The organism is Clostridium porci, from assembly GCF_009696375.1.
In the GTDB taxonomy this organism is placed as follows: Bacteria; Bacillota; Clostridia; order Lachnospirales; family Lachnospiraceae; genus Enterocloster; species Enterocloster porci.
In genome coordinates this window covers 129,241-146,000 of record NZ_VUMD01000001.1, presented here as the reverse complement: position 1 = coordinate 146,000, position 16,760 = coordinate 129,241, and the positions used below count along the sequence as shown (strand labels likewise).

The following is a 16,760-nucleotide window of genomic DNA, read 5'->3' as shown; positions in this document are numbered from 1 at the left end:
CTAACTCTTTATCCCCAAAGGGAATGTTTCTATAAACCAGCCAGAGGCAAATACACCATCTAGCGGATTCTCTTATCACTTTTTCTTGACATTCTCATAAACACTTCCTGAATTAACTGAACAATAATGACTAACAGCGCCACGGTGATCAGCATCATATTCGTCTGATAACGATGGTAGCCATATCGGATGGCAATATCACCCAAACCGCCTCCTCCTGTAAATCCGGCCATTGCAGAATATCCCAAAATGGTTGTAATGGAAATAGCCGCTCCAACCAGCAGGGAAGGCTTCGCTTCCGGAAGAAGCACCTTTACAACGATCTGCCAGGTAGAAGCTCCCATAGACTTGGCGGCTTCTACCACTCCCCCGTCCACCTCCTTCAAAGAGGACTCCACCATACGCGCGATGTAAGGGGCCGCCGCAATGACCAAAGGCACTACCGTGGCATTGCAGCCGATGATTTTGCCTACAATTACTCTAGTAACCGGAATCACCATAATCAGAAGAATAATAAAGGGAACGGAGCGCAGAAGATTGATAATCAGCCCTAGAGCTTTGTTAAATATGGGAACGGGATGGATTCCCTCCCCATCCGTAACTACCAGCGCAATTCCCAGAGGAATTCCTATCACATAAGCCAAAAACGAGGAAAGAGCTACCATGTAAGCGGTCTCTCCAATTCCCTTTATCAGCATATTCATAGTTGTCCCATCTAACTGCATTTTACCGCACCTCCTCAAATGTAACATTAGCAGTTTTTAAATAATTGCAAATTCTTCCTGCATCACTCTCATCCTCTGGAAGCTGGATAAGCATCTGCCCCATGGCCTTGCCCTCAATATCCCTGGTATCCGCATGCATAATATTAACTGGTACCTTACAGGTCAGCACCATATTGGCAATAACAGGCTCCGAGGATTCCCTGCCATCAAAGATAATGCGTATCTGCCGGGAAGATCCAAAGCTGGAGCTGTGTCCTGCCACATCCCCCAGAATCAGCTGGCGGCCAATATCTGACTTAGGTCCTGAAAAAACATCTGAAACCTTTCCTACCTCTGCTATATGGCTGTGATCGATGATAGCCACCCTGTCACAAATAGATTCAATGACAGACATTTCATGGGTAATTACAATAACCGTAATGCCCATTTCCAGATTAATCCTCTTTAATAGTCCCAGAATAGACTTGGTCGTATTGGGATCAAGGGCGCTGGTAGCTTCGTCGCAAAGCAGAACCTTGGGATTGGTAGCCATAGCCCTCGCGATGGCTACGCGCTGTTTCTGACCGCCGGAGAGCTGGGCCGGATAAGCCTTCATCCGATCCTCAAGACCTACAAGAGCAAGGAGCTCCTCTGCCCTCTGTCTGGCCTCTGCTTTGGATCTGCCCGCAATTTCCAGAGGAAAACATACATTCTGAAGCACATTCCTCTGAGCCAAAAGATTAAACTGCTGGAAAATCATCCCCATAGACTGTCTTGCCAGACGCTTGTCCTTATCCTTCATAGCAGAAAGATTCTTCCCTTCAAATATGACTTTTCCGGAGGTTGGAGCTTCCAGATAGTTGATGCATCGCACCAAAGTGCTTTTTCCCGCACCAGACAAGCCGATGATACCAAATACCTCCCCATAGCGGATTTCCAGATTAATGTCCTCCAGAGCATTCACCGTACCATTGGATGTCTGAAACTGCTTCCCCAGACCTTCCAGCACAATGATGGATTTATCTTTATTACCTTCCATGATTTGATCCCTTTCCTTTGTCATTCCATCGCACATAAAAGGACCGCACGTCCTGCACAGACTTGCGGCCCTGAGTATTCCGTTCAAAGCAACTGTTTATCAATCATCACAATCTATACAGATGAAACCTACATTCAGTTTTTTGCCCATAGGGATACGCAGCACATGATACACATGCTGTTCATCATATCCATATTCATCCCCATGGCTCTGAACTGGGTCATAAGCTCCTCCTGTATTAATTCCCTATAATTTTACTAGGAATTATCTTAGATATGAAGATACAACACTCGCAACCATTTGTCAAGTTTTTTTTATCTGCCGGTTTTAGCTGCACAAATTTACAATCACCTGTGCAAATATTTTTGCGCTGGTCAGAAGATGATCCACAACCGCAAATTCATCTGCACCATGCATCCTGTTATCTGTACCAGGCATAGAAGCACCGTATGCCACGCCGTTTTTCAGATTATGGACGTAGGTCCCTCCGCCGGTAGCCTGACAGCTCCCTTTCAGTCCCGTGTAATCCTCATATACCGACAAAAGGGTTTTAATAAAATAGGACTCCCCATCTACATGGTGAGGCGGAACCATAAAATCGGTTTCCAGAGCGATTCCCTCCTCTGCCATAGCTTTCTTTACTATCTTTAAGACATTATCCTCATTAGAGCAAACAGGGCAACGGCTGTCAAAGACTCCCTCCAGGCTGTCCGATCCTACGGTCAGCATGCTAAAGGCCAAGGTCAGTGCGCCTGACAGTTCATCCTCCATATCAATTCCCACTGCCTTTCCGCAGGTGTCTCCATGGGGAAACAGCTTTAAAAGGCGCTTTATACAGGAAAACTGTGCGCACTCTGCCAAAGGCAGCCGCTCCAGCAATGTCAAAAGGCCTGTGAGGGCATTTCTTCCTTCTTGGGGGGTAGAAGCATGAGCGCCTGCGCCCTGGGCTGTAATCTGGATGACAGAAGCATTTTCCTCAAAGATAAAGGAAATGTCCGTTTCCTTTTCCACCAAACTGGCCGTCTCCTCCAAAGTTTTTAACTCCAGGCCCTCAACCACAGCCTTTGCCTTGCCCGGAACTACATTCACCTTGATTCCCGCGTCTAGCTTCACCAGCCTGGGCAGTGCGCTTGAAGCAGCAAAAGAGGCGTGGAAATGTCCCTCCAGACGGCCCTTCTCCGTATTAGTTACAGGAAATTCCGCATCTGGCGAAAAGGTCATGGGCGCTTCCTTCTCCCTGTCATAATAATATTTGATATCAGAGCTTCCGCACTCCTCATCCGTCCCCAGAATCAAGCGTACATTTTTCGTCACGGGAATTCCCAGCTCCTTTACAGCCCTCATGGCATAGAGAGCTGCCACAGCCGGTCCCTTGTCGTCAGCTGTTCCCCTCCCATAAAGCCTTCCATCCTTAACAACCGGCTCAAAGGGCTCCGTCACCGTCCATCCCTCTCCTGCTGGAACTACATCCAGATGAGCCAGAATATCCAGCTGACGCTCCTTATCATTCAAATCTGCCGTTCCCACATAGTTATCATAATTAACAGTGGAAAAGCCGTACCCTTCCGCCATAGCCAGGGCAGACTGAAGGGCGTCAAAGGCTCCTGCTCCAAAGGGTTTACCTTCTATATACGGCATTTTTTCACTGTTAATTCTGCAAAGCCTGCAGATATCCTCAATCATTTCGTCCCTATGAGCATCCATATAGCGTTCAATTTGATCCTTGTACATCATTTCGTCTCCTTTTATTTACATGCTTAAGGCGGCCTATGCCCTCCCAAATTCACTCAGCCTCAGTCCCGGATTCCGCTCTAACACCATACCTACGCTCCAGCTGTTAATAAACAGCAGCAGGGGATTTTCCTTCAAATCCTTGATCCGCTTCATATCAGAGGTTCCAGTCAGCTTTGCAACATCCACCTCCTGCGGGTTCTCTACCCAGCGGATGTGTTCAAAGGGCAGTTTCTCCAGAATGACCTCCACGTTATATTCATTTTTCAAACGGTAGGTTAGAACCTCGAATTGCAGCACGCCTACCACACCTACAATAATTTCCTCCATACCGGAGTTAAACTCCTGAAAAATCTGAATGGCTCCCTCTTGGGCAATCTGATTCACTCCCTTTATAAATTGCTTACGCTTCATGGTATCTACCTGACGTACCCGCGCAAAATGCTCCGGCGCAAAGGTAGGAATCCCCTCAAACTCAAAGGTATCATTGGAGGAACACAAGGTATCTCCAATGGAAAAAATACCGGGGTCAAAGACACCGATAATATCGCCGGCATATGCCTCTTCAACAATCTTTCTGTCCTGAGCCATTAGCTGCTGGGGCTGGGTGAGGCGGATTTTTTTGCCCCCCTGGACGTGATTTACCTCCATACCTGCGTCAAACCTGCCGGAACAAACGCGCATAAATGCAATCCTGTCTCTGTGGGCCTTGTTCATATTCGCCTGAATCTTAAATACAAAGGCGGAAAAATCCACTCGGAACGGATCAATCTCCCCGGTAAGGGTACGTCTGGGCAGAGGAGGAGTCGTCATTTTCAGGAAATGTTCCAAAAAGGTTTCAACACCGAAGTTGGTCAGGGCAGATCCGAAAAACACAGGAGACAAGTCTCCTCTCTGAACCCGCTCCATATCCAGCTCATCGCTGGCTCCATCTAAAAGCTCAATGTCCTCTAGAAGCTGCTGGCGATAGTCAAGCCCGATTGCGCTGTCTACATCCTCTGCATTTACTCCAAACTCCCGGCTCTCAACCTCTTTTGCTCCTCCCATGGCAGCTGTGAAGGTGGTGATTTTTCTGGTAAACCGATCATAAACCCCTTTAAAGCTCTTTCCACAGCCAATCGGCCAATTCACCGGACAGGTGCGGATTCCCAGTACATCCTCAATCTCGTCCATCAGCTCATACGGGTCTCTGGCCTCACGGTCAAATTTGTTAATAAAGGTGAAAATGGGAATATGGCGCATAACACAAACCTTAAAAAGCTTGATGGTCTGGGCCTCCACACCCTTAGAGCCGTCAATCACCATAACCGCGGAATCCGCAGCCATGAGGGTACGGTAGGTGTCCTCTGAGAAGTCCTGATGCCCCGGCGTATCCAGGATATTGATGCAGAATCCATTGTAATTAAACTGCATGGCAGAGGACGTAACGGAAATACCTCTCTCCTTCTCGATCTCCATCCAGTCAGAAACCGCATGCTTAGAGGCTTTCCTCCCCTTTACAGTACCAGCCAGGTTAATAGCGCCTCCATACAGCAGAAATTTCTCTGTCAGAGTTGTCTTACCTGCATCGGGATGAGATATAATTGCAAATGTCCTTCGCTTTTTTATTTCCTCTATTATCTGGTTATCTATCTGCGGCAAAATTTTGTCCTCCGTCCTTCATAATGATTACAATTCCTGTCCTCGAATCTTCATTTTATTATGATTGAAATCATAAGTCAAGGACTTCCCCTGACTGTTCCATAAATTCTTGGCCCATCAATCCTGTCTGTTTCGCTGCAGCCAGAAATATGCCCTCATAAGCTTCAATTCCCTTTCATTTTCCCCAGAATCTCCGTCAGCAGCCTGTCAGCCACCTCTGCCTTATCCATAAGGGGAAGCTCCAGCTCCATATCCTTTGTGATCAAGGTAACTACGTTCGTATCGGTTCCGAAGCCAGCCCCTTCCACCTTTAAATTATTGGCAACAATCATATCCAGGTTCTTTCGCTCCAGCTTGGCTCTGGAGTTTTCCAGCAGGTTCTGGGTTTCCATGGAAAAGCCGCAGAGGAATTGCCCTTCTTTGCGGTGATTCCCCAGCCAGCCAAGAATATCCTCAGTACGCTCCAGACAAATTGTCAGAGCATCGTCCTTTTTCTTCATTTTCTCCGCAGATGCCACAGCCGGACGGTAATCGGCTACTGCCGCCGCTTTGATAATAATATCCTGTTCATTGCTGCAGCTGGTAACTGCCTCAAACATATCCCTGGCACATACCACCGGAACCGTATTTACAAACAGAGGAGGCGAAAGGCTTACAGGACCGGTTATCAGTGTTACCTCCGCTCCCCGGCAGGCGGCTGTTTTTGCAATGGCATAGCCCATTTTTCCAGTACTGTGATTGGTAATAAAGCGCACAGGATCGATGGCCTCCATCGTAGGTCCAGCCGTCACAAGTATTTTTTTCCCGGCCATATCCTTAGGATACCCTATTTCCCTCACAATGTACTCAAACAGCGCCTCCGGTTCCGGCATTTTCCCTGCCCCTGTATCGCCGCAGGCCAGATACCCCTTTGCGGGGGGAATCACCTCCATGCCATAGCCTCTGCAGCGCTCCAGATTATCCTGAAGAACAGGATTTTCGTACATGTTAGTATTCATGGCAGGAGCCAGGATTTTTTTGCATTTGCATGCCATCATGGTAGTGGTCAGCATATCGTCCGCAATGCCATGTGCCATTTTCCCGATTACATTGGCGCTGGCCGGGGCTATCATAGCTGCATCTGCCGCCTTAGCCAACGCTACATGCTCCACGCTGAACTCAAAATTCCGGTCAAAGGTGTCCACCAGACATTTATTTCCCGTCAGGCTCTCAAAGGTAATCGGATTAATAAAATTAACTGCATGCTTCGTCATCAGCACATGAACCTTTGCGCCCTTTTTCACCAGCATGCTGGCAAGGCCTGCCGTTTTATAGGCAGCAATGCTTCCCGTTACTCCCAGCAGCACTGTTTTTCCTTTTAACATAGGGATTCCTCCTGTTGTTTTTCCTGTTTTTCTATGTTACAATCATAACGGTCAATTCTCTTAACCCTATATTCCTGCTAACCCCAGCTTTTGGAGCTTTTGTTAGTATATCATATATTTTTTTAATAGGAAAGGAGTCCCTTAGATGATTTTAGCAATCGACATGGGAAACACAAATACCGTAGCCGGCGGCATTGACGAGCAGAAAACCTATTTTATCGAACGGATCACCACAGACCAGAGCCGCACAGATACAGAATACGCAATCAGCTTTAAGAATATTCTGGAGATGAACCAGATCAGCGCTTCCTCCATTGAGGGAGCCATTCTCTCCTCTGTGGTTCCTCCACTCAGCAACACGATTTTAAATGCCGTAGAAAAGGTTGTGGGCATCCGCCCTTTTCTGGTCGGAGCCGGTATGAAAACAGGTCTTAACATTCTTATGGACAACCCTAAAGCAGTGGGAAGCGACCAGATTGTAGACGCGGTGGCTGCCAGCCATGAGCACCCTCTGCCTTTGATTGTCATTGACATGGGAACCGCTACTACCCTCTGTACAGTGGACAAGAAGGGCAACTATATCGGCGGCGTTATCCTTCCGGGACTTAAGGTTTCTCTGGACTCCTTAAGCGGCAAAACGGCTCAGCTCCCATACATCAGCCTGGAGGTACCGGATCGCATCATAGGAAAAAATACTATCGACTGTATGAGAGCCGGTATCATCTACGGAACTGTCGATATGATTGACGGAATCCTGGACCGGATGGAAGCAGAGCTTGGGGAATCCCCCACCATCATTTCCACCGGAGGTCTGGCCCGTTTTATTACACCGCTGTGCCGCCACAAAATACACTATGATGATGCTCTGCTGTTAAAGGGGCTTCTGATTCTGTATCGCAAGAATGCTCCCCAGGCTTTATCTTTTGCATAATCCGGGCCGCGGAAGGTATACGATTTATATTCCTGCTTTTAATGTTCCTTTAATCTTAAATATATAAAATAGCATTATACAACATCAACGTTATCTACGGAGGATATCAATATGGTAAAAAAATTGTTAGCTGCAGCTGGATTATCCCTTACCCTTGTACCCCTTCTTCCCGCGACAGCCATTGGAGCCCCAAAGCAGATTACAGAGGCATCCGCTAAGCAGATTGCCCTAAGCAATGCGGGCTTATCCGAACGTAATCTTGCCCTTATATATGCAAAGCTGGACTGGGATGACGGAAGACCGGTCTATGACGTAGAATTTTATACTCCTGATTATGCAGAGTATGATTATGAAATCGACGCCTATACCGGCGCAATTCTGAGCATAGACTACGAGGCTGAATCCATCACCTCTGCCGGACAGTCCGGCGGATTGGCAGCCGCTGCTCCCACTCAGCCTTCCGCCCCTTTCCAGACTGCCGCCACGTCTGCAATAAGCTTAGAGCAGGCCAAGGCAATCGCATTGAACCAAGCCGGACTTTCTGACTCCCAGGTGGTATTTGTCAAAGCAAATCAGGAGCAGGATGACGGACGCCTCCTATATGAATGCGAATTTGTTTACAAAACAACGGAATACACATATGAAATCGACGCCTATACGGGAGCTGTGATTGAAATGGACATTGACAGTATTTACGATTAATAAAGACAAATTTTTAAATCACGAAACTATAACACGATAAAACAGGGTTCTAGTATCTATAAAAGCTACCTGGAACCCCGTTTCACTTCTGAAAGGCCTATGCCCCCTTTCCCTTATTTCTCAAATGCATGTAAACTGTATTTTTAGATATATTCAAAAGTCCCGCAATTTTTACTACCGCATCCTTAATATTAAATATTCCATAATCATCCAGCATGCAAACTATCATTTTATTTTTATTTGAGGGAGTAATTGTCCCATCATTCATCACTTTTTCCTTGACATTCTCCAGGGCGGAGGCAATTAACTCATCTGAATTGTCCACATAATTTTCTCTCTTATTGCTCTGAATAATCCCTGGCTGCTTTGGGATAAATGCCTCAAGCACATTCGACAGAGGAGTATTCATATAAAAATTAATACACATCAGCCCGATGATTCTGTTCTGCTCCCCATGAATCGCAATCGTTGTAGATTTTAACGGTTCTCCTTTTTTGTTCCTGCTGAAATATGTAATATTGTCCTCCTTTGTCTCAGAAAGCTTCTCCAGCATATTCAAAGCCAGATCCGTTATCGGCGCTCCGACCTTTCTCTCTGTATGCTCCCCATGCAGAATATTAATAACGGAATGCTCGTAAGTCTCCAAACTATGAAGTACAATTTCATAGGCATCTCCCAGATACCTTCCCAGTCCGTCAATAAACCTGGAATATGAATTTAAGATCTCTCTGTCAACCAATGTAAGTGTTACAGGCTTCTGAGCCATATGACAATTTCCCCTCCGTTTTCATCCTTTCTTTTTATTTTAACTTAAAAATTCATTTTATTCCAGTCCAGAATCAAATATTTCCTTCTCATTATTCCTGCCATTTCACAAGAGCCCGGCGGATGCTTTCCAGAGCTTCCACAACCCTTGCCGTATCTTTGTAAACTCCCAGTACAATACGCAGATGCCCTTCTCCCCCAGGCCCATAATTAATCCCGTCGTTTACAGACACCTTCGCCTCCTTCACCAGATAAGCTGCAAGCTCCGACGAGCTTCCGAGCCTGGATACATTCACCCAGCTAAGGAAACCGGCTTCTGGAAGGCCCATGGACACATTAGGGATCGAATTGATTATTTCATAAGCCCTATGCCTGCGCTCATCAAAAGCAGCTTCAAACTCCTTCATAAAGGAAGGATTCTCCAGGGCCGCTGCCACAGCGTACTGGCATGCCGTATTGGTAGCTCCCAGTACGGACACTCCATTGGCAAACATGGTATCCATCACAATATCGCTGCACACAATGTAAGCCACTCTTAAACCGCTCAGTCCCATTCCCTTTGAAAAAGAAAACACAGTTACGGTTCTGTCAAACATATCCGGCATGGCCGCCGGGGTTATCATTTCATTGCCATAGCAGAAATCTTCAAATGCCTGATCGCAAATTAGCACTAAATCATGCTCCACAACGATTTCTCTCAATATCTCCAGGGAGCTCCTGTTAAATACCGTAGCAGTCGGATTATTCGGATGAGTAAGCACTACGGCTTTCGTCCGTTTTGTTATGCAGTCTTCAAAATCCTTTTTTACAAACTGAAACCCGTTTTCCTCCTTTAAGAGCACAGGAATCACTTTTCCGCCCATGATTTCCACATTCAGGTAATTATTTGGATAACTGGGAGAAGGAATCAACACCTCATCTCCGGGGTATATAAAGGGGAGAATAGAAAAATAAAGCCCGCTATCAGACCCTGGAGTAATTAAAATATTTCTCTGCGGATCCACTTTTAATCCATTCTGCCGCTCCAGCTTTCTGGCAATAAGCTCCTTTAGCATTGGATTTCCAATAGGAGCCGTATAATGTGGAGCTTCCGCCCTTTTTACCGCATCTATCAGGGCTTTTTCCACACATTCTGGCATGGAGAAGTCAGGCATAAACGGATCCGCCCATCCCATCAAGGTAATTCCTTGCTTCTCCATTTCCTGATAGGAGCTCCCCACATCCGCCTTTTCCACAGAGGAAAAAAGTCCGCCTTCCGCCTTAGCAAAAGCAGGTATCATTTTATCTCTCATAGCTTCGCCTTTCTCTTCCTATTCCTCATCAAATCCAAATATTATAGTCAGCACAGCCGCCGCAACAAATGCAATCGCAAACGCCGCCATAACAAGCCATACATTCATGGGATCTTCCCCAATAAACATTGCAAAATTCAAAAATGACGGCCCACCCATGGCATATGCCTTTAAGGCAAAAAAGGATGCAAACGCACCGCCGAGCGCACCGCCGATGGAGGCTGCCAGAAACGGCTTTTTATACTTAAAGTTCACACCATAAATAGCAGGCTCACTGACACCCGTAACTGCGGCAATGGTGGCTGACGCTGCTATTGTCTTTGTCTTTTTGTTCTTTGCTCTCATCCATACTCCGAAAGCCGCTCCAGCCTGGGCCATATTGGCAGAACCGCTGGCAGGAGACAGGTAATTGAAGCCTTGAACAGTAATTCCCTGGGTAAGCACCGGCACCATTCCATGATGGATTCCAAGAACTACCATAGAAGAATAAATACCGCCATAAATAAGCCCCGCAAAAATTCCTCCCTTTTCAAACAACAGATTAAATATATCCGCAAGCCTCAGTCCCACCCAATTCGCTGCTGGACCAATCGTGATTAAGGCCACAGGTGTCGCAATCAGCATTGTCAGGAATGGCACCATAATAATTTTCAGAGCGCCAGGTATCACTTTGTCCACATACCGTTCCACATAAGATGCGAACCACACGGCGAACACCATAGGAAGAACGCTGGATGAATAATTTACCACTGTAAATGGAATCCCTATAAACGAATATATGGTCGTTCCCTCTGCAATCAAAGACACCCAGTTAGAGGACATCATCGCCGCGCAGATAGTCAGCGCCACATAGCGGTTCATTTTAAACTGCTTTGCAGCGGACGCCGCCAGCAAAAACGGCAGGAATGTAAAGATTCCGTTTGCTATCGTATCAATAACATGGTAAGTATGTCCCGTATTATCCAGCCCCAACACCACAGCAATGGTCAGAATGGCTCTTACCAGGCCGGCTCCGGCCAGCGCCGGAACAATGGGATTAAAGATCCCTGCTACTGTTTCAAAAAATGTTGTAAGCAGATTTCCCTTTTTATTTTTCAGGTTATTTTTTAGCTCCTTCACGTCATCCAGATTTTCATGGACATCCGTCTCTTCATTGAGTCCCGCAAGCTCTGTAAATTCCTTATACAGCGCGTTAACGGCCGGCCCTATCACTATCTGAGTCTGGGCGCCGCTGTTGATTACCCCCATTACTCCATCGGTATTTTTCAGAACCTCTTCGTTTACCAGAGTTTTATCTTTCAGTGTTAAACGAAGACGGGTCATACAATGTGCTGCACTTTCAATATTTTCTTTTCCTCCGATGTTTTCAAGAATTGTTTTCACTAACCGTTCGTATTTCATAAATACCTCCCCCTTATTATTTATGAGCAATTACTTCCATCTCGCACAAAACACCCTTCGGAAGCCCCTTTACAGCCACGCAGGAGCGGGCCGGACAGCTTGTAAAGTGTCTTCCGTAAACTTCATTAAATGCGCCAAAATCTTTCATATCAGCTAAAAAGCATGTTGTCTTTAGCACATTGCCTGTCCCCATGCCAGCCGCTTCAAGAACGGCTTCTACATTCCTCATGACCTGCTCTGCCTGTTCCTCCACTGTATCCCCTGCTACTTCCCCGGTTTCCGGCTTTACCGGAATCTGACCAGACGTAAATAAAAACTCCTCTGTCGCTACTGCCTGCACATATGGACCAATGGCTGCCGGCGCCTTATCTGTGTGAATTTTCCTTATCATTTGTTTTTCTCCTTTCGATAAAATATTTTCTTTTTATTTATTATATCAATATAAAATAGTTAAGTCAATCATAAAAATTAAATAATTTTCATTGATTTTTCGATTCATCCTGATATAATAAGATTACAAATGAAATTTAATTTATTCAAATAGGAGGCAGCTATGAATCATCTAAAAAAATTCCCTGAAAATTTTCTCTGGGGAGCAGCTTCTGCAGCCAATCAGTGTGAAGGCGCCTGGAACGTCCACGGTAAAGGAGTCAGCATTTCTGATGTAATGACTTCCGGCACCCATAAAAGCCCGCGCCGCATTACTCCTGTTATGGACGAACATGCTTATTTTTATCCTTCCCATGAGGCTGTAGATTTTTATCATCATTACAAAGAGGATATTGCCCTTTGCGCAGAAATGGGCTTTAACATTTTCCGCATGTCCGTCAACTGGACCCGGATTTTTCCAAATGGAAATGAAGCAGAACCAAATGAAGAAGGGCTGAAATTTTATGACTCTGTCTTCTCTGAACTAAAAAAATATAATATCGAACCCTTGGTAACTATTTACCACAACGAAAATCCATTTCAGCTCACAAAGGAGTGCAACGGATGGAAGGATCGCCGCTGTATTGATTATTACATGAATTTATGCAGGGTATTGTTTAACCGCTATAAGGATGTGGTCAAATACTGGATTCCTTTCAACGAAATAAACTGCCTTACCACAAAACTTGGGAATTGGAACCATGCAGGTATCCTTAACGAAGGAACCGAATTTTTCACAGAGCAGGCTGACGATCCCAGCTCCCGTTTTGCAGCCCTGCATCACCAATTCGTAGCCAGCGCCCAGGCCGTAAGGCTTGGCCGCTCCATTAATCCCGACTTCCGGTTCGGCACTATGATATGCCATATTACTGTATATCCCCTTACCTGCAGTCCCGATGATATTTTCCTTACTCAGCAGGAAGATTTAATGCGCAACTGCTTTAGCGGCGATGTTCAGGTAAAGGGGGGGTATCCTTATTACATTAAGAGATATTTTGAACGAAACCATATTGCATTTGAAATAACTGAACAGGATTTAACAGATATCTCGGAAGGTACCGTTGATTTTTATTCCTTCTCCTATTATATGTCCAACTGTATTACAGCCCAAAAGGACGCAGCCCAGGTTTCCGGAAACGTAATGGGCGGAGCTAAAAATCCCTACCTGAAAGCAACCGAATGGGACTGGCAGATTGACCCCAAGGGACTCCGTTATACGTTAAACCACGTTTACGACCGATACCACATCCCGGTTATGATTACTGAAAATGGCCTGGGTGCCCGCGATGTACTGGAAAACGGCCGCGTCCATGACAGCTACCGAATTGATTACCTGCGCCGTCACATTGAACAAATGCGTCTGGCCATAGACGACGGTGTAGATTTAATCGGCTACACGCCGTGGTCCGCCATGGATCTGGTAAGCGTATCCACAGGTGAAATTGACAAGCGGTACGGATTTATCTATGTAGACAGGGACAATCGTGGTAATGGCACGATGAAACGATATAGAAAAGACAGCTTTTACTGGTATAAGCAAGTTATTGAATCAAACGGAGAAAATCTTTCATTTCACTAAAAAGCAGCCATTTTAGGCTGTAGACAAAGCGCCTGCAGCGTTCCGTACGCGATACAGGCGCTTTTCTTCTGCATGTATCAAAATGCCCTGGCGAGTTCTTCTGCTCCCATTTAATTCCCCAAACAGCCCATTTATCTCTGTGCAAAAATTGGCATTTTTTTCTTTCCCATCCATCGTATAAAACAATCCGAATCCGTACATGATTCTTTATAGCAGATTCATCCGGCACAGCCCATTTTTTACAGGGCTGGAAGAATGACAGTATAATGGAGGTAAGGATAATGTCAGGCTACAAAGTTGAGATATGCGGAGTCAATACCGCCAAGCTGCCTTTATTGAGTAATGAAGAAAAGGAAATGCTATTTGAACGGATACTGAACGGAGATAAAGAAGCCAGGGAGCAGTATATTAAAGGGAATCTGCGGCTGGTATTAAGCGTGATACAACGTTTTTCCAACAGTCAGGAAAACATAGACGATTTATTTCAGATAGGCTGTATCGGCCTCATCAAGGCGATTGATAATTTTGATATTACGCAAAATGTAAAATTTTCCACCTATGCAGTACCTATGATTCTGGGTGAGGTCCGCCGTTATCTCAGGGACAATAATTCCATCCGGGTCAGCCGTTCTTTAAGGGATACCGCTTACAAAGCTTTGTATACCAGAGAGCAGCTAACGAGAGCTAATTCCAAAGAGCCAACCTTGATGGAAATTGCCCAGGAGCTGGGCGTTTCCAAGGAGGATATCACCTACGCTCTGGATGCCATACAAACTCCAGTCAGCCTGTACGAGCCTGTCTATACAGACGGCGGCGATCCGCTGTACGTTATGGATCAGATTAGCGACAAAAAAAATCTGGAGGAAAACTGGATAGAGGATTTGTCCCTGGTGGAAGCGATGAAACGGCTCCCAGAACGGGAACGGCATATTATTGATATGCGTTTTTTTGAGGGAAAAACCCAAACGGAGGTAGCCCAGGAAATCCACATCAGCCAGGCCCAGGTGAGCAGGTTGGAGAAGAACGCCCTTAAGAGTATGAAAAGTTATTTGAGTTAATCGCTTGGTGGTGTCGCAAAGTTACGAAACAGGTGACTTAGCGGCACCTGCACATCTATCTGTGAAATTTATCTATATACTCTTCTGCCAGATATATCCCATTCTCTGAGGTGCGCATAAAATGGATGTACCTCTTCTTTTTCATCATATCGTCAAATTCATCATCTGATGTACATATTTCTGTGCAAATAAGCTTTACCCGAAATCGCTCCGTATCCAGAGCCTGTAAAAGCTCAAAGTCCATCCCCTCTGTATCAATATCAATTACATCAGGACATCTGACGCAGTTTTCCTCAAATATCTGGTTAATATTGTGTACTGGGATATCTAATCCGTTTTGCAGATCAAAGCCTCTTTTTAGAGCCAATTCTTTATCAAAGGTATTATATCCCGTGTAGGCAGAAACAGAAGACTGGTAGTATTGCATTGTACCTCCCTCGCCACCGCAAGCCCCAATTTTTACAATTTTGTTTTTCGGTCTGTAAAGCTCCGCCAAGCCGCACATGATGGGATTAGGTTCGATTAATACCCCTTCTGTATATCCTTCATGATAAAAAAGGTACGTATTATTACGTATCACAGGATGACATACCCCAATATCCACATAATATGGCCTCTCTACCTTCATACATTTAATGGCGTTCAGTAAGATTCTATCCTCATTATCTGTTGAAAAGCTAAGCTTGCTCACCATTTCCCCGCAGTTTACCAATCGTGAGACAATAACAGAGAAATCGGTTACAAATTCCTGTATCTGCTGAATAATCTCCAATTCCGGATTCGGATAGATAATGAAGCAGATTGTTCCCTTATCCTTTATTTCATTTAAGACCGATTTTGGTGATATTTTCATACCGCATTTTATCTGACCTACGCAATGATCCCTTCCATCAATCATATAATCAAGATGATATAGGGATGGATTATACCTGCCAAGGAACTCATCTCTACCCACACCCCATCCGACTAAATAATCATAGTTGTCTTTTAAATATTCAATATCTTGCATTTTTGTATATTGAATCATAATTTACCACCTTTACCAAGCTTTTAAAATCATTGAATCAAATCCGGGCAGCATTGCGAAGTATATCTATCGTCCTGTCCAGACCCTCTTGAATGGAACATGCGGGCTTCCACCCCAATTCCTTTATCTTACCGGAATCCAAAACTGCTTTTGTAGCTTTGGAAAATCCCTGTTTCTCGACAGCATCCGGCAGCTCAAATGCTATCTGAACCCCTGATTTATCAGCCAGCAGCTTTGCCAACTCCTTTAGACAGATATTTGACCCTTCATCAGCAATATTGTAAGCCTCTCCATTTTCCCCATATAACAAACTATACAGTAAAGCCGAAACGACATCCGCAGCGTAGCAGTAAGAGAAATATTGGCTTCCATCGCTTTTCAGCACAATATTTTCTTTGCGAACCGCATTCCGGATAAACTGGGCGAGAGCCTTGCTGTCCGACTCCAGCATAGTGGGACCGTACACCCTGCAAATTCTTGGAATCACGATGTCCAGATCGTATTGTGCACGATAGGCCTGGCACAAGGCCTCTCCTACCCGCTTTCCCTCCGGGTATCCAGCCCTCACCGTATTACAGTCAATATACCCGCAATCTCTTTCCCTAAAAGCTTCTGTTCCCAGATTTTCTCCATATATCTCCACGGACGACAAAAAAAGCACTCTCTCGCATCTCTTGTCTGCCGCATATTTCAACATTTTATTAGTTCCCAAAACATTGGTCAAAATCGTTCCTATGGGATCTGCCGCATACGCCCGGGGATGTGTGTTGCTGGCACAATAAAAAATATAATCCACCCTTTTATTTAAATCCAGCCCTTCATTAATATCACCTGAAAGAAAGGTAAACTCAGGTCTTTGAAGATAATCAGCGAAACGCTCCTGCGCCCTCTTTTTTGTTCTCCCCATAGCATACACTCTGATGCGGCTGTTTCTCTTTATATTCCTTTCCATCAAAGCGTCCACCAGCACAGTTCCAATCATCCCGGTGGCCCCTATAATCAAAACCCCTTTATCCTCAAGACGCTTCCAATCGATTTTTAGATTATTCAGATATTCTATATCCTGCTTATATAAATAATCGTCCAGATACATACTA

Annotated in this window: 15 protein-coding genes; 4 read left to right on the top strand and 11 right to left on the bottom strand. The window is 45.3% G+C overall.

The genetic code is table 11. The features are described 5' to 3' along the window. Positions 1–59: 59 nt before the first annotated feature. The 5 genes from FYJ39_RS00675 to coaBC form a co-directional block, all read right to left on the bottom strand. On the bottom strand, positions 60–725 hold the full coding sequence (locus FYJ39_RS00675) for a methionine ABC transporter permease (protein ID WP_154470546.1): 666 nt from the start codon (positions 723–725) through the stop codon (positions 60–62). A 1-nt stretch (position 726) separates the two neighbouring features. Then, positions 727–1,743 (bottom strand): methionine ABC transporter ATP-binding protein, encoded by a 1,017-nt coding sequence (locus FYJ39_RS00670; protein ID WP_154470545.1) that lies wholly within the window; start codon positions 1,741–1,743, stop codon positions 727–729. Between the two features lie 327 nt (positions 1,744–2,070). After that, positions 2,071–3,477, bottom strand: a complete 1,407-nt coding sequence (gene pepV / locus FYJ39_RS00665; RefSeq protein WP_456236674.1) for a dipeptidase PepV — start codon at positions 3,475–3,477, stop codon at positions 2,071–2,073. A 33-nt stretch (positions 3,478–3,510) separates the two neighbouring features. Next, complete coding sequence (locus FYJ39_RS00660) at positions 3,511–5,115, bottom strand: peptide chain release factor 3 (RefSeq protein WP_154470544.1); 1,605 nt, start codon at positions 5,113–5,115, stop codon at positions 3,511–3,513. A gap of 164 nt (positions 5,116–5,279) precedes the next feature. Further along, on the bottom strand, positions 5,280–6,479 hold the full coding sequence (coaBC, locus tag FYJ39_RS00655) for a bifunctional phosphopantothenoylcysteine decarboxylase/phosphopantothenate--cysteine ligase CoaBC (RefSeq protein WP_154470543.1): 1,200 nt from the start codon (positions 6,477–6,479) through the stop codon (positions 5,280–5,282). 145 nt (positions 6,480–6,624) lie between these two features. Here coaBC and FYJ39_RS00650 point away from each other — a divergent pair, with 145 nt between their 5' ends. Both FYJ39_RS00650 and FYJ39_RS00645 read left to right on the top strand, forming a co-directional pair. Beyond that, positions 6,625–7,410, top strand: coding sequence for a type III pantothenate kinase (locus tag FYJ39_RS00650; protein WP_154470542.1), 786 nt, complete (start codon positions 6,625–6,627; stop codon positions 7,408–7,410). A gap of 111 nt (positions 7,411–7,521) precedes the next feature. Continuing rightward, a complete protein-coding gene (locus FYJ39_RS00645; protein ID WP_154470541.1) occupies positions 7,522–8,112 on the top strand; it encodes a PepSY domain-containing protein in 591 nt (196 codons plus the stop codon). A 97-nt stretch (positions 8,113–8,209) separates the two neighbouring features. Here FYJ39_RS00645 and FYJ39_RS00640 read toward each other — a convergent pair whose 3' ends face one another. The 4 genes from FYJ39_RS00640 to FYJ39_RS00625 form a co-directional block, all read right to left on the bottom strand. Further along, entirely contained in the window at positions 8,210–8,878 is a 669-nt protein-coding gene (locus FYJ39_RS00640) for a helix-turn-helix transcriptional regulator (protein WP_154470540.1), read from the bottom strand. A 91-nt stretch (positions 8,879–8,969) separates the two neighbouring features. After that, positions 8,970–10,169 (bottom strand): pyridoxal phosphate-dependent aminotransferase, encoded by a 1,200-nt coding sequence (locus FYJ39_RS00635; RefSeq protein WP_154470539.1) that lies wholly within the window; start codon positions 10,167–10,169, stop codon positions 8,970–8,972. An 18-nt stretch (positions 10,170–10,187) separates the two neighbouring features. After that, on the bottom strand, positions 10,188–11,570 hold the full coding sequence (locus tag FYJ39_RS00630; RefSeq protein WP_154470538.1) for a PTS transporter subunit EIIC: 1,383 nt from the start codon (positions 11,568–11,570) through the stop codon (positions 10,188–10,190). A 16-nt stretch (positions 11,571–11,586) separates the two neighbouring features. Further along, complete coding sequence (locus FYJ39_RS00625; RefSeq protein WP_154470537.1) at positions 11,587–11,961, bottom strand: RidA family protein; 375 nt, start codon at positions 11,959–11,961, stop codon at positions 11,587–11,589. A 162-nt stretch (positions 11,962–12,123) separates the two neighbouring features. On the opposite strand from FYJ39_RS00625, the gene FYJ39_RS00620 reads away from it, so the two are divergent. Further along, positions 12,124–13,578 (top strand): glycoside hydrolase family 1 protein, encoded by a 1,455-nt coding sequence (locus tag FYJ39_RS00620; protein WP_154470536.1) that lies wholly within the window; start codon positions 12,124–12,126, stop codon positions 13,576–13,578. A gap of 281 nt (positions 13,579–13,859) precedes the next feature. Continuing rightward, positions 13,860–14,636: an RNA polymerase sporulation sigma factor SigG gene (gene sigG, locus FYJ39_RS00615; protein WP_154470535.1), complete on the top strand. Its 777-nt coding sequence runs from the start codon at positions 13,860–13,862 to the stop codon at positions 14,634–14,636. A 55-nt stretch (positions 14,637–14,691) separates the two neighbouring features. Here sigG and FYJ39_RS00610 read toward each other — a convergent pair whose 3' ends face one another. Both FYJ39_RS00610 and FYJ39_RS00605 read right to left on the bottom strand, forming a co-directional pair. Beyond that, positions 14,692–15,663: an FkbM family methyltransferase gene (locus FYJ39_RS00610; protein WP_154470534.1), complete on the bottom strand. Its 972-nt coding sequence runs from the start codon at positions 15,661–15,663 to the stop codon at positions 14,692–14,694. 37 nt (positions 15,664–15,700) lie between these two features. Continuing rightward, the gene (locus FYJ39_RS00605; protein WP_154470533.1) at positions 15,701–16,756 is read right to left on the bottom strand and encodes an NAD-dependent epimerase/dehydratase family protein; all 1,056 of its coding nucleotides are present in this window, start codon (positions 16,754–16,756) and stop codon (positions 15,701–15,703) included. Positions 16,757–16,760: the final 4 nt, after the last annotated feature.